8 protein-coding genes are annotated in these 14,263 nt (G+C 62.4%); 6 read left to right on the top strand and 2 right to left on the bottom strand.

Going from position 1 to position 14,263, the window contains the following annotated elements; all coding sequences use genetic code 11:
- Window positions 1-23 precede the first annotated feature (23 nt).
- The gene (locus THIVI_RS19285) at window positions 24-3,365 is read right to left on the bottom strand and encodes a sensor domain-containing protein (RefSeq protein WP_014780212.1); all 3,342 of its coding nucleotides are present in this window, start codon (window positions 3,363-3,365) and stop codon (window positions 24-26) included.
- A 169-nt stretch (window positions 3,366-3,534) separates the two neighbouring features.
- On the opposite strand from THIVI_RS19285, the gene THIVI_RS19290 reads away from it, so the two are divergent.
- The 3 genes from THIVI_RS19290 (at window position 3,535) to THIVI_RS23050 (ending at window position 9,546) form a co-directional block, all read left to right on the top strand.
- Entirely contained in the window at window positions 3,535-6,954 is a 3,420-nt protein-coding gene (locus THIVI_RS19290) for a hybrid sensor histidine kinase/response regulator (protein WP_245537314.1), read from the top strand.
- Complete coding sequence (locus THIVI_RS19295) at window positions 6,944-7,864, top strand: GGDEF domain-containing response regulator (protein WP_014780214.1); 921 nt, start codon at window positions 6,944-6,946, stop codon at window positions 7,862-7,864. Before THIVI_RS19290 ends, THIVI_RS19295 begins: the two co-directional genes overlap by 11 nt.
- Before the next feature lie 98 nt (window positions 7,865-7,962).
- The gene (locus THIVI_RS23050) at window positions 7,963-9,546 is read left to right on the top strand and encodes a c-type cytochrome (protein ID WP_245537315.1); all 1,584 of its coding nucleotides are present in this window, start codon (window positions 7,963-7,965) and stop codon (window positions 9,544-9,546) included.
- 147 nt (window positions 9,547-9,693) lie between these two features.
- Here THIVI_RS23050 and pdxH read toward each other — a convergent pair whose 3' ends face one another.
- Entirely contained in the window at window positions 9,694-10,341 is a 648-nt protein-coding gene (gene pdxH, locus THIVI_RS19305; RefSeq protein WP_014780216.1) for a pyridoxamine 5'-phosphate oxidase, read from the bottom strand.
- 211 nt (window positions 10,342-10,552) lie between these two features.
- Between pdxH and aceA the strand changes: the two genes are divergently transcribed.
- The 3 genes from aceA (at window position 10,553) to aceK (ending at window position 14,241) form a co-directional block, all read left to right on the top strand.
- Window positions 10,553-11,857: an isocitrate lyase gene (gene aceA / locus THIVI_RS19310; protein ID WP_014780217.1), complete on the top strand. Its 1,305-nt coding sequence runs from the start codon at window positions 10,553-10,555 to the stop codon at window positions 11,855-11,857.
- 69 nt (window positions 11,858-11,926) lie between these two features.
- Entirely contained in the window at window positions 11,927-12,406 is a 480-nt protein-coding gene (gene rraA / locus THIVI_RS19315) for a ribonuclease E activity regulator RraA (protein ID WP_014780218.1), read from the top strand.
- Window positions 12,407-12,489: 83 nt separating this feature from the next.
- A complete protein-coding gene (gene aceK, locus THIVI_RS19320; protein ID WP_014780219.1) occupies window positions 12,490-14,241 on the top strand; it encodes a bifunctional isocitrate dehydrogenase kinase/phosphatase in 1,752 nt (583 codons plus the stop codon).
- The last annotated feature ends 22 nt before the right edge of the window (window positions 14,242-14,263 follow it).

Here is a 14,263-nt window from a genome sequence, read left to right on the forward strand (position 1 = left end):
ACCAGCCTCCCCATTTGGAGTCTCTACGACCTTGATGCGGTATCCCAGTCTTCAATCGGATTGGGTTTGCCGAAGAAATAACCCTGATACGCATGGCAGCCGCTCTCATGCAGAAAACGGCGTTGCGCTTCGGTCTCCACGCCTTCCGCGATGACCTCCAGGCCCAGCGATCGGCTCATCGCCAGGATGGCGCGGACAATGGCTGCGTCATTCGGATCGGTGCCGATGTCGCGCAAGAACGTCCGATCGATCTTTAACTGAGAGAGCGGCAGTCGTTTGAGATACGACAGCGACGAATAGCCAGTGCCGAAGTCGTCCAATGAAAAGCTCACGCCCAAGGCTTTGATCTGGTGCATCTGATTGATGGCGGCCTCGGCGTTCTCCAGGACGACGCTTTCGGTCAGTTCCAGCTTGAGCCGTTCCGGGTTGGCGCCCGAGCGTTTCAGGCTTGCTCGAATCCGTGCGGCGAAATCGGGCTGGTGAAACTGCCTTGCGCTGACGTTGACCGCCAATTGCAGAAACCGAGTGTGCGCCTGGTCTTCCCATGCCTTGAGCTGGTCGCATGCCGTGTCGATCACCCATTGGCCGATCGGCAGGATGAGCCCAGTCTCTTCGGCCAGCGGAATGAATTCCATGGGCAAGATCAACCCACGCCCGGGTTGCCGCCACCGCAATAGCCCCTCGGCGCCGATGCGGCGGCCGTTCTGGTCGAACTGAGGCTGATAGAAAAGCTGGAATTCTCCCTGGAGCAGGGCTTGGCGCAGCGCCGCCTCCATCGCCATGCGCGAATCGATGGCCGTTTGCATCGCCGGGCTGAAAAAACGCACCCGGTTGCGACCGGCGTCCTTGGCTTGATAGAGCGCTACATCCGCCTGCTTGAGCAACACCTCGACGGACGTCTCTTGACCGAGGAACAGGGTCAGGCCAAGGCTTGGCGTGCTGAAATAGGGTTGCGCGCTGGCGGTTAGGACATAGGGTTCGTTCAGGACCAGGCGCATCTTCTCCGCGATCGTCTCGGCATCCTGAGCCGCTGTTGCTTCCTCCTTCCCCAACCCCTGGAGCATCACGATAAATTCGTCGCCCCCCAGTCGGCAGACCGTATCCTCCTCCCGCAGACAGCCGATCATCCGGCGCGCGACCTCGATCAGGAGACGATCGCCCTCGTCGTGCCCCTGGGTGTCGTTGAGCGTCTTGAAATGATCCAGGTCGAGCATGATCAGGGCGCCGAATTCCTGACTGCGCTGGCTGGCGACCAGCGCATACGCAAGGCGGTCCATCAACAGCCGGCGATTCGGAAGTCCGGTCAGCGGATCGAAATAGGCCAGACGACGGATCTGTTCGTCCGCCTCCTTGCGGGCGCTAATATCGCGCACGGTGACGCGACGGCCCTGGTAATGCCCGTCGGCGCGAAAGATCGGGCGGCACTTGTGGGTAACCCAGAGAATCTCCCCCTGTTTTTGCACGATCCGAAAATCGCATTCGAGAACCTCCTCGCTGGCATTCTCGGAGGCGTGATGGGCAAGGTGTCGTTCCCAGAGATGACCGTCCTCGACATGGACGATGGCGTCGATCAGTGTCGGATTGTGGTGGAAATCCTCGACGCGGTAGCCGGTGAAACGCTCGACCGATGGAGTCATATATTCAAATTGGCCGTTGGGCAGAATCCAGTACTCCCAGTCGTGCGTCCAGTCCAGCATGTTATGGAATTTGGCCTCGCTCTCTCGCAAAGCGGCCTCCACCTGTTTTTGCTCGGTGATGTCCTGGGCGGTGAAGGTGACGCCCTTGCTCGGATCGTCCTGATCGATTGGCGCCGAAGACAAGATGACGTTGAGCAGGGTGCCGTTCCGATGTCGAAAGTGGGTTTCTACCTTGCCGATGCCGCGCTCGCGGATCTGGATATATTTCTCTCTGCCAACGGCCTCGAACTCTGCGTCGGACGGATAAATCAGGCGGGAGGATTGACCGATCAAGTCTTCGCGGCGGTAACCTGTCATGCGCAGCATGGTGTCGTTGACCTCCTGAAACCGGCGGTCGACGACCACCCCGATCCCGACGGGCGCGGCACGCAGGATGCTGTTTGCGCGGGCCTCGCTCGCGCGTAGCGCGGACGCCTTTTGCACTTCTCCGGTGATGTCCAGACAGTAGCCGATATAGCCGAGGAACTCGCCCGAACTGTCGTAACGCGGGCAGCCATCGTCCTGAACCCACCGGTATTCGCCATCATGGCGACGCAGGCGATAATTCATGCTGAATTTTTCGCGCTGATCGAAGGAGGACGCATAGATCTCCGCGCAACGCGGAAGATCGTCTGGATGAACGCCCTCGGTCCAACCGTTTCCCGACTCCTGTTCGAGTGTGCGTCCGGTGAAGTCGAGCCAGACCTGATTGAAGTAGTGACACCCCTTATCCGTGCCGGATGTCCAGATCAACGCCTGACCCGAGTCGGCCAGGGTGCGGAACCGCAGCTCGCTTTCGATCAGTTTGCGTTCGGCCTGTCTGCGTTCGGTGATGTCCTGCCCGGCGCAAAGGCCGCCAATGACAGTCCCTTGAGATCCGAGAAGGCGGCTGTTGTGCCACGCGATCAATCGCTCCTCTCCGGAGCGGGTGCGAACCGCGTTCTCGACATATTCCGATCCGGCGAGATCGCCGTCGATGGTCTTGCGAAAGAGGCTCCGGATGGACTCGACATCGGAATTGCGGGGAAGACAGGTCATGAACCAGTCCTTTCCGATCAGTTCCGCTTCGTCGTACCCCAATAACTGGCAGCCCTTGCGGTTGATCAGGGTCATGCGGCCTTCGGTGTCCAGGGCAACGATGATGGCCTCGACCGTTTGCAGGATATTGCGAACGGTGTCGCGCTCCTTGCGCAAGGCATCGATGGCCTCGCGCTGCTCGAATTCCGCGCTGGCGCGCGCGGCGAGAATACGGAGGTTGGCCTGAACCAGTTCGCCTTGGCGAAGTGGCGCGTGCGTGACGCCGACGATGATGCCGAACACGTTGCCCATCGAGTCGAGGATGGGCTCGCCGACGTAACCTTCGGCATTGATTTCGATTAAATCCGTGTCCTGGGGATAGCGTGACCGCACACCGGATTCGATCAGACGACGGGCACCTTGCAGAACCTGCTCGCACGGGGTCGCGTCGAGATTGTAGGACCAGTTTGGAAGCCGCTCGCCGTCCAGACGGGCGGCAAGGATTTCGGCGCGGGGTTGGCCTGGAATCAGGCGGGCGATGTGCGCATAGTCGAGTTCCAGCGTCTGGGCGGCATGTCTGACGAGCTCCGCGCAGAAATTCCGACGGCTTGGCGCGGAGACGAATTCGGCCGTTGCGGCCAGGGCGGTTTCAAACCGATGGGTTTGGCTCATCTCGATCGTCCATATTGAGAATGGTCGTTAAATGCTTTGAATTCAGGACTTGCTTGTCAGGAATGTTTATAGTCTACCTTCTGCAACCAATCATCCAGATCAACCGCCGTCGATGACACATTCCGCTGGAAGATTCCGTCGTTTTGGTCTCCAGTGGAAACTGACGCTGGTGTTCTTCGGGGTCGCGCTGCTGGTGTCCGCGCTGACCACCTTCGTGCTGTTTCAGGTCATGCGCGATCAGGCGATGTCGGATCTGCGCCAGCGTCTGGGCGATCTCGTCGGCGTCGCCGCCGCGGGCCTGGACGCGGATCTGCATGTCCGCGTCACCCCGGAGGCGGGGATGGATTCCGATGCCTTCCGGCGCATGAAGCGCGCCCTGCAGGCGATCCGCGACGGCGCATCGGATCTCCAATACGTCTACTCGCTGCGACTGGACGCGGATGGCGCCATCCGTTTCGTGGTGGATGCCGAGGAAGATCCCGCCGATACGGTGGATTTGGGAACCCTCTACGATGACGCCAGCGCGTTGCTGCGCCGCAACGCCGCGACCCTGGAGGACACGCTGGTCGAAACCGAGGTCTATACGGATCGCTGGGGAACCTGGCTGTCCGGTTACGCGCCCATCCGGACCGCCGATGGGGTTCGGGTCGGGGTGCTGGGCGCCGACATCTCCGTGGCCACCCTGCGCGCTTACGAACTCCGCGTGCTCGGGATCGCGCTGGCCGTGTTCGCCGGCACGCTTCCCCTGATTCTTCTCTTTGGTTGGTGGATGGGACGCCTGATCGCCCGGCCCATCGTCGCCCTGAACCGGGGGGCGCTGCGGATTGCCGAGGGTGACCTGGATGTCCGCCTCGACATCCGGCGCGGCGACGAGATCGGCATTCTGGGTCGCTCTTTCGATCGCATGGCCGCCGAACTGGCCGAGGCGCGGCGACGCCTGGAGGAGGTGGCGGCCAAGTATCGGTCCATCTTCGACAATGCCGCCGAGGGCATCTTTCAAAGCACCCCGGATGGACAACTCGTCACTGCAAATCGCGCCATGCTGAACATGCTGGGCTACGCGGATCTGGAGCAGCTCCGTGCCAGGGTTCAGGATCTCGGCTGGCAGGTCTATGTCAATCCGGCCGACCGTCAGACCATGCTTGCCCTGGTGCGCGAGAGCGGGGCGGTCGATGCGTTCGAGGCGGAATTCCGGCGTGCCGACGGTTCCTCCTTCTGGGCCGAAATCTCGCTGCGACAGGTCCGGCGGGGCGCCGCTCCAGACCTGCTGGAGGGCATGATGCTGGATCTCACGGAGCGTCGCCGCCGTCAGCAGGCCGAGCGCGAGCGCGAGAGCGCGCGGGCCGCCAACGAGGCCAAGAGCGGCTTCCTGGCCAATATGAGCCATGAGATCCGCACCCCGCTGAATGCCGTCATGGGCCTGACCGATCTGCTGCTGCGCACCCGGCTCGACGCGCGTCAGCGCGATTATCTGGCCAAGGTCAAGATTTCCGCCCGCGCGCTGCTGGCGGTCATCAACGACATCCTGGATTTCTCCAAGATCGAGGCCGGGCGGCTGGAACTGGAGCACGCCGCCTTTTCGCTCGACGAGGTGCTGGCGAATCTCACCGAGATGTTCGCCTACCGCGCCCACGAGCGCGACATCGAGTTGATCGTGTCGGCCGCGGACTCGGTGCCGCGCGCACTGGTCGGCGACCCGACGCGGTTGGGCCAGATCCTGATCAACCTGACCGGCAACGCCATCAAGTTCACCGAGCGGGGCGAGGTGGCGGTCACCGTCACGCGGATCGAGCCGCCATCGGCGGATCCGATCGACGATCAGGTCACGCTATGTTTTACCGTGCGGGATACCGGCCCCGGGATTCCCGAGAACCGCTTGGAGGCAATCTTTCAGTCGTTCTCCCAGGCCGACGGTTCGATCACGCGACTCCATGGCGGGACCGGTTTGGGGCTGGCCATCGCCCGTCAGCTTGCCGAACTAATGGGCGGCGGCATCCGGGTCGAGAGCCAGGTCGGGAAGGGGAGTTGCTTCAGGGCCACCGTCGTGCTGAGTCGTCAGCTCGAAACGGACGAGCAGCATCCGGTCACGCCCATCGATCTGCGCGGTCTCCGGGTGCTGGTGGTGGAAGACAACGCGACCTCGCGCGACATTCTGATCAGTCAGATCCAATCCTTCCAGATGGCGGCGACCGCCGTGGCCTCGGGCGAGGAGGCGCTGGAGCGCCTGTCCGCTCCGGACCAGATCTTCGATCTGGTGCTGATGGATTGGAAAATGCCCGGTCTGAACGGGCTGGAGACGACCCGGCGAATCCGTGCCGACCTCAAGCTCGACAAAACCCCGGTGATCTGCATGATCTCGGGCTATGCGCGGGAAGACCTGATGCGGCCCGCGGAACGCGCGGTGCTCGATGCCTTTCTGCACAAGCCGGTCAATCAGTCCTTCCTGTTCGATACCATCATGGGCCTGTTCGGGCATCAGGAGGCCGCGATTGCCGGCGATCTGATGCGACCGACCGCCGATACCCTCGACACGCCGCCGGATTTCACTGGGCAACGGGTGCTGCTGGTCGAGGACATCGAGATCAACCGGCTGGTCGCGATGGAATGGCTGGCGTCGGTCGGGCTGGAGGTCGACATCGCCGAGAATGGTGCGGAGGCGATCGAGAGGCTCGATCCCGCCCGTCATGCGGCCGTGCTGATGGATCTTCAGATGCCGGTCATGGACGGCCTGGAGGCGACCCGGCGCATCCGCGCCCGACCTGAGCAGGCGGCGGTGCCCATCATCGCCATGACCGCGCATGCGCTCAAGGGCGATCTGGAACGCTGTCTGGCTGCGGGCATGAACGATTACGTCGCCAAGCCCGTGGATCCGGCGCGGCTGTTTGCCGCCCTGGCCCGCTGGATCAAACCGGCGGCCGGTGTCTCGGTCCACAGCACAACCACACCGGAAGCGCCAGAAGCGACCACGGGTCCGCTGGCCGGACTGTCGCTGCCCGGTATCGATCTCGCCGACGGCCTGGCGCGCGCGAATCGCAACGCCGCGCTCTATCTGAAAATGCTGCGCGGATTCAACCTGTCCTGGGCCGAGGTCGCGCGTCGGGTCGAGGACGACTTGGCCGCCGGGCGTCTTGAGGACGCGCGTCGAGCGATCCATTCGGTCAAGGGCGTGGCGGGGAATCTGGGTGCTAAAGCCCTGTACGAGCGAGGTCAGGCGGCCGAACGCATGATCGCCGAGGGCGCGTTCGATCCCGCGTCGGCCATCTGGTGCGACTTCTCCGCCGCCCTGGACGAGGTGGCCGAGGGTTTGGAGACGCTGCCGCCGGAGACCGGGGTTGCCGCGCCCCTCAGCGTTGGCGATGCTGGAGTGGAGTCCGGCGCGTTGCGCCAGGGTCTCGCCGAACTGGTGAAATTGCTCGACGACGATCTGGGACGGGCGCAGGCGCAGCTTGAGCGCCTGCGTCCCGCGCTGATCCAGCGTCTGGGCGCGGCGCGGGTGGACGCGGTGCGCGTGAGCATCGACGATTTCGACATCGATGCCGCCATCGCGAGCGTGAAGCAGATGCAAGTGGAGTTGGAACGTGACGATTGAGCGGGACGACCGACCGAAAATTCTGATCGTCGATGACACCAAGGAGAACATCGACCTGTTGCTGGAGGTGTTCCGCGACGAGTTTCGGGTCAGCGCGGCCACCAATGCCGAGCGCGCCCTGAAACTGGCCCGCGCCGACCATCCGCCCGACATTATTCTGCTCGACATCCTGATGCCGGAGATGGACGGTTACGAACTCTGCGCCGCGCTCAAGAACGATGAGGCCACCAAGGGCATTCCGGTGGTCTTCGTGACCGCGGTGTCCGAGGTCATGGACGCCACGCGCGGCTTCGCCGCCGGTGCCGTGGACTACATCACCAAGCCCTTCCATCCGCCGATGGTCAAGGCGCGCGTGCGGCTGCATCTGGATCTCAAGAGCAAGTACGACCTGCTCGAATCCTACGCCTTCATCGACGCACTGACCGAGGTCAACAACCGCCGCCGCTTCGATCTGGTGCTGGAGGACGAATGGAATCGGGCGCGTCGCTCCAAGCGGTCGCTGTCGCTCATCTATCTGGACGTGGATCACTTCAAGGCATTCAACGACACCTACGGTCATGGTGCGGGCGACGACTGTCTGCGCCGTCTGGCGGCGGCCATGGCGGGCGCGCTGCACCGTTCGGGCGATTTCATCGCGCGCCATGGCGGCGAGGAATTCATGATCCTGCTGCCCTACACCGACCCGGACGAGGCTCTGACCATCGCGCAACACCTGAACCGGATCATCGACGGTCTGGCCATTCCGCATGTCTCCTCGCCAGTGGCCGCGCATGTGACCGTCAGCATGGGTGTGGTCTCGGTGGATCCGGATGCCAGACTGAGCACGCGCGAGATCGTCGACGCCGCCGACCGGGCACTCTATGCCGCCAAGCATGCCGGCCGCCATCGGATCGAGCAAATCGCGATTTGAACGCCCGCTGGTCTGGAACGCGGTCTCCTCTGCGATGACCGCGCCGCATCCTAAATCAGGAACCCAACGCCATGTTAATCCGGCTGGAACCCGTAATTTTGACCCTTCTGATCGGCTTCGCCACGGCGGTCCCTGCCGAGGAGACGGCCAAGCGATTGGCGATCCTGGGCGACTCGGAGCGGGGCATCGAACCCTGCGCGCTCTGCCACCAAGCCAATGGCGGCGGCAGCGAGGCGATCGGCGCGCCGCGCCTCGCGGGGATGAATGCGCGCTACCTGACCCGACAGATCGAGAATTTCAAGAACGGTCACCGTCCGCACTCCGTCATGCAACCCTGGGCCGAACGGCTCGCCGATGCCGAAATCGCAGCGCTGAGCGAGTATTTCGCGGCACTGCCGCCCGCCAGCAATGCCAAGGTTCCCGACGGGATGGATCCCAAGGCGGGCGAGTGGCTGGCGCTCGACGGCGACTGGCCCGGGCGCCGGTTGCCGGCCTGCAGGCAGTGCCATGGTCCGCGAGGGATCGGAGTCGGTCAACATTTTCCCGCATTGGCCGGCCAGCCTTACAACTATCTGGTCAGACAGTTGGCCGCCTGGACCACGGGAGAGCGTACCGGCGATCCGCTCGACATGATGAACGCGGTCAATGCCAGGCTCTCGGTGGCGGAAACGCAGGCCGTCGCGGCCTTCTACGCATCCATGCCGGTCGTCAAGGCATTGGACGTCAACGTCGAGAGCGAGCACGGCGCGGTTCCGCCCGACGCGGATGCCATGCGTCCGCTGACGTCGAGTATCGCGCCCGCTCCGATGGCGCGCACGACACCGCTGGTGCACCAAGGCGAGGTGCCCGCGGGTCGCGCGCCAGGGACCGCTGGGCATTTCGAGCCCCCGGCCCGCGGCGACAAACCTGACGATGAGTTCGGCGCGGTGGTCGCGCTCGGCGAAGCCATCTTTACGCAAACCGACCGTCATGCCATCTCCGGCAAGTATGTCGGCAACGATCAGGTGTGCGAGGGTTGTCATCTGGACGCCGGCAGGCTTGCCGACGCGTCGCCGATGTGGGCCGCCTGGGTCGCCTATCCGGCCTATCGCGACAAGGATCGGCAGGTCAGCACCATCGTCGAGCGCATCCAGGGTTGCTTCAAATACTCGATGAATGCCCAGGCATCGGAGGTCGGTCATCCGCCGGCCGCCGAGAGCCGTACCATCCATGCGTTGGCGAGCTACCTGTATTGGCTTGCCACCGGCGCGCCCACCGGCGACAAGGCGATGTCGGGACGCGGTTATCCGCCACTGGCCGAAACCGAACAGGGCTTCGATCCGACGCGCGGCGCGGCGGTCTACGCGGACAACTGCGCGATTTGCCACGGCGCCGACGGCGAGGGCGTCGATGCCGGAAACGAAATCGTCTTCCCGCCACTGTGGGGCGCGCGCAGTTATAACTGGGGCGCCGGGATGCACATGATCAACACGGCGGCCGCGTTCATCAAAACCAATATGCCGCTTGGGAATTTTCTCGAACTGACCGATCAAGAGGCATGGGACGTGGCCGCCTTTATGAACGCGCATGACCGCCCGCAGGATCCCCGATTCACCGGCGATGTCGCCGAGACCGCCGCACAGTTCCATGGCGGCAGGTTTGACGTTTACGGTAAGCCAACAATCCAGTCGAAAAGCGAGTGAGTGGGTTCGGTTTCTTCGTTGTTCGGCGTGTGCATCCGCGCGACAAAGAGATCGACGCCGAACGCACCTTGCAGTCACAGCGTCGTTGATGCCGCGCGTTTGGATTTGGCTGACAATGTCCAGCCATGAGCAACCCGCGAGGGTTGTTCATGGCGCCAGACGGTCGATCCGCCAGACCCCCGCGTTCTCCTCCCGCCGATAGCAAAACCGGTCATGCAGCCGGCTCTCGCGTCCCTGCCAGAACTCGATCATCTCGGGTACGACCCGATACCCGCCCCAGAAATCCGGCAGCGGCACCTCGCCCCTCGCGAATTTGCGCGCGATTTCGGACACTTTTGCCTCCAGCAGCGAGCGCGAACCGATCACCTGGCTTTGGGGCGATGACCAGGCGCCGATCTGACTCCCGCGCGGACGGGAGACGAAATACCTCAGCGACTCGGCGGTCGGGATGCGCTCCGCGCGTCCAGTGATCTGCACCTGGCGGGCCAGTGCTACCCAGGGAAATAACAGTGCCACCCTTGGATTGCGATCGATCTCGCGCGCCTTGCGACTCCCGTAGTTGGTGAAAAAGACGAACCCCCGCGCGTCATACAGCTTCAGCAGAACGGTACGCGCGGAGGGTTGCCCGCTCGCATCGACCGTGCAGAGGCTCATGGCATTGGGTTCCGGGAGATCGGTGCCGATGGCCGTCTCGAACCACTGCTGAAACTGTCGGAATGGATCTGGATCGAGTTCGGCGCGCGCGAGGCCATGCTCCATCAGTTCGTGGCGGATCGCTTCGGGATTGGCGTTCATTGATAATTGTCAATCTCAATAAAAAAGATTTGGATAATTGATTCGTCAAATGATCCTGATCTGGTTAGCTTCGCAGGTCAAGACCAAGTAAGACAGTCAAATATCCGCGACGGCTCAACCGGATCTCCGCTGGGTTTCCTCGCCTGAGGTCCGAGATGATCGAAACGGGTATCGAGCGGTCCAATAATAAAACCACTGAGGAAGCGTTCAAATGAATCGTCAGAAACAGATCGAGGCCCTGGAACGCGACTGGGCGGAAAACCCGCGCTGGACCGATGTGAGCCGTGACTATTCGGCGGCGGACGTGGTGCGTCTGCGTGGTTCGGTCCAGCCCGAATACACCTATGCCAAACTCGGCGCGGAAAAGCTCTGGACGCTGATCCATGGCGATGCCAAAAAAGGCTATGTCAACTGCATGGGCGCCATCACTGGCGGTCAGGCGATGCAGCAGGCCAAGGCCGGCATCGAGGCGATTTATCTCTCCGGCTGGCAGGTCGCCGCCGACGGCAACACCTCGGAGACCATGTATCCGGACCAGTCGCTCTATGCCTACGATTCGGTGCCGACCATGGTGCGGCGCATCAATAACACCTTCAAGCGCGCCGACGAGATCCAGTGGTCCAAGGGGATCGAGCCTGGCGACACGGGCTATACCGATTTCTTTCTGCCCATCGTCGCGGATGCCGAGGCCGGTTTCGGCGGCGTGCTGAACGCCTTCGAGCTGATGAAGAACATGATCGTCGCCGGCGCGGCTGGCGTCCACTATGAGGATCAGCTCGCGGCGGTCAAGAAATGCGGTCACATGGGCGGGAAGGTGCTGGTTCCGACGCGCGAGGCGGTGCAGAAACTGACCGCCGCGCGTTTCGCCGCCGATGTCATGGGCGTACCGACCCTGCTCCTGGCTCGCACCGATGCCGAGGCGGCCAATCTGCTGACCAGCGATGTCGACGACAACGACCGTCCCTTCGTGACCGGCGAGCGCACCGACGATGGGTTCTACCGGGTCAAAAATGGGCTGGAGCAGGCCATCAGTCGCGGTCTGGCCTATGCCCCCTATGCCGATCTGGTCTGGTGCGAGACCGGCACCCCGGATCTCGGTTTCGCCCGCGAGTTCGCGCGGGCGGTGCTGGAAAAAAATCCCAACAAGCTGCTCGCCTACAATTGCTCGCCGTCGTTCAACTGGAAGAAGAATCTCGACGACGCCACCATCGCGCGCTTCCAGGACGAACTGGCGGACATGGGCTACAAATACCAGTTCATCACCCTGGCGGGCATCCATAGCATGTGGTTCAACATGTACGACCTGGCCTACGACTATGCCCGTGGCGAAGGCATGCGCCACTATGTCGAGAAGGTCCAGGGGCCGGAATTCGCCGCGCGCGAGAAGGGGTACACCTTCGTCTCGCATCAGCAGGAGGTCGGCGCTGGCTATTTCGACGACGTCACCACCGTGATTCAGGGCGGTACGTCAACCGTCACCGCGCTGACTGGCTCCACGGAAGAAGATCAGTTCTGAGGGTTATTCCGGGTGACTGGGCTGCGTCGCCCGGAACCAACAGGGCTTTCAAGCACCATGGAGGATCCAGTGAGCTTCAAGACCTCTGATCTTTACGACCGGCATGGCGATACGTTGCGGGTCTGCGAGCCCATCTTTCGTGATTTTGGCGGGCGATCCCGTTCCGCGGGCGCCATTGTGACGGTCAAGTGTTTCGAGGACAACTCGCTGGTCAAGTCGACGTTGGCCGAGCCGGGCGAGGGTCGGGTGCTGGTGGTGGATGCGGGAGGTTCGCTGCGTTGCGCCATGCTCGGCGACCTGATCGCCGCCAGCGCGGTCGAGCAGGGCTGGGCCGGCGTCATCCTCTTCGGTTGCGTGCGCGACAGCCGGGAGCTGGCTGGCATGCCGCTCGGGATCAAGGCATTGGCCGCCATTCCACGCAAGAGTCAACGGCGCGGCGAAGGCCAGCGCGACCTCCCGGTGACCTTCGCTGGCGCGCGCTTCGCCCCCGGCGATTGGATCTATTGCGACGAGGATGGCATTGTCGTCGCCGACCAACCGTTGGATTGATCCAATGGACACTGGAATAGCATCTGACCGCCAACCGCCAACCGCCAACCGCCAACCGCCAACCGCCAACTGAAACCTAAATCATGGCCTGGACCGAAGCAAAACTCATCGCCGAGGCCATCCTCGAAGGTTTCGAGCGCCACTATCGGCTGTTCCGCGAGATCACCGCGAGCGCCCAGGCGCGTTTCGAGTCCGCCGACTGGCCGGCGGTCCAGACCGCCGCCCGCGAGCGCATCAGCTTTTATGACAGGCGCGTCGGCGAGACCGTGGACCTGCTGCGGCGCGAATTCCATCTGCGCGACCCCAGCGATTTCCTCTGGCGACGGATCAAGGTCGAGTATCTGCGTCTATTGCCCCAGCTCAACCAGCCTGAACTGGCCGAGACTTTTTACAATTCGGTCTTCTGCCGACTGTTCGACCGCCACTATTACAACAACAGCTATATCTTCGTCTGGCCGCTGATCTCCACCGAGCATCTGGAGGCGGAAATTCCGATTTTCCGTCCCTATTATCCGGCGCGAGACGGATTCGTCAGGGTGATCGTCAACATCCTGCGCGACACTGGTTTCCGCCGCCCCTTCCGCGATCGTCGCCGCGATCTGCGCTGTCTGCTGCTCGCCATCCGCCAGCGCTTTCCGGCCAATCGGGCGATCCAGCAGAATTTCCAGCTCGCCATGCTTTGCGCGCCGTTCTACCGCAACAAGGCCGCCTATCTCATCGGCAAGGCGATCAACGGCGCGGATCAGATCCCTTTCGCGATCGCCATCCTGAACGACGAAGAACAGGGGCTTTATGTCGACACCCTGCTGACCGGCGAGGACGAGATCTCCGATATCTTCAGTTTTTCGCGCGCCTATTTCATGATGGACACCGAGGTGCCCGCCGCCGTGGTGGATTTTCTGCGTCCGCTGATGCCGCGCAAGGGCAAGGCGGAACTCTATACCGCCATCGGCCTCCAGAAATTCGGCAAGGCCGAGTTCTATCGGGATTTTCTCAAGCACCTGCGTTATTCCTCCGATGAGTTCGTGGTCGCGCCCGGCATTCGCGGCATGGTGATGTGCGTCTTCACGCTGCCGTCGTTTCCGTTCGTGTTCAAGGTCATCAAGGACCGCTTCCCGCCACCCAAGGAAATGACCCGCGAGACGGTCAAGGAAAAATACCTGATGGTGAAGCTGCACGACCGGGTCGGACGCATGGCCGATTCCTGGGAATATTCCCATGTCGCCTTTCCGCTGGCGCGCTTTTCCTCCGTGCTGCGCGAGATGCTGGAGACCGAATGCTCCGACAGTCTGGAGGTGAACGGCGATCAATTGATCATCAAACACCTGTATATCGAGCGGCGCATGACCCCCTTGAATCTCTATCTGCACACGGCGGACGAGGAGGAGATCCGCCATGCCATCGGCGAGTATGGCGACGCCATCCGCCAGCTTGCGGCCGCCAACATTTTTCCCGGCGACTTTCTGTTCAAGAATTTCGGCGTGACCCGTCAGGATCGGGTTGTTTTCTATGACTACGACGAAATCTGCTATCTGACCGAGTGCCATTTTCGCGCGATTCCCGAAGCGCCCTATCCGGAAATGGAACTGTCCGAGGATGCCTGGTATTCGGTCGGTCCCAACGATATTTTTCCGGAGGAATTCGAGACCTTTCTGCTCACCGACCCCCGAATCCGTCGGGTGTTTCGCGAACTGCACAGCGATTTGCTCGATCCGGCCTGGTGGCGTGAGCGTCAGGCGCATATCCGCGCCGGGCATCTGGAGGATGTCTTTCCCTATCCGACGGATCGTCGGTTTCCACAGTTCAGGGACGATTGTCCGTTACACCGTGTTTGAAACATTGATTCCGGTAGACGCC

It is taken from the genome of Thiocystis violascens DSM 198 (assembly GCF_000227745.2).
In the GTDB taxonomy this organism is placed as follows: domain Bacteria; phylum Pseudomonadota; class Gammaproteobacteria; order Chromatiales; family Chromatiaceae; genus Chromatium; species Chromatium violascens.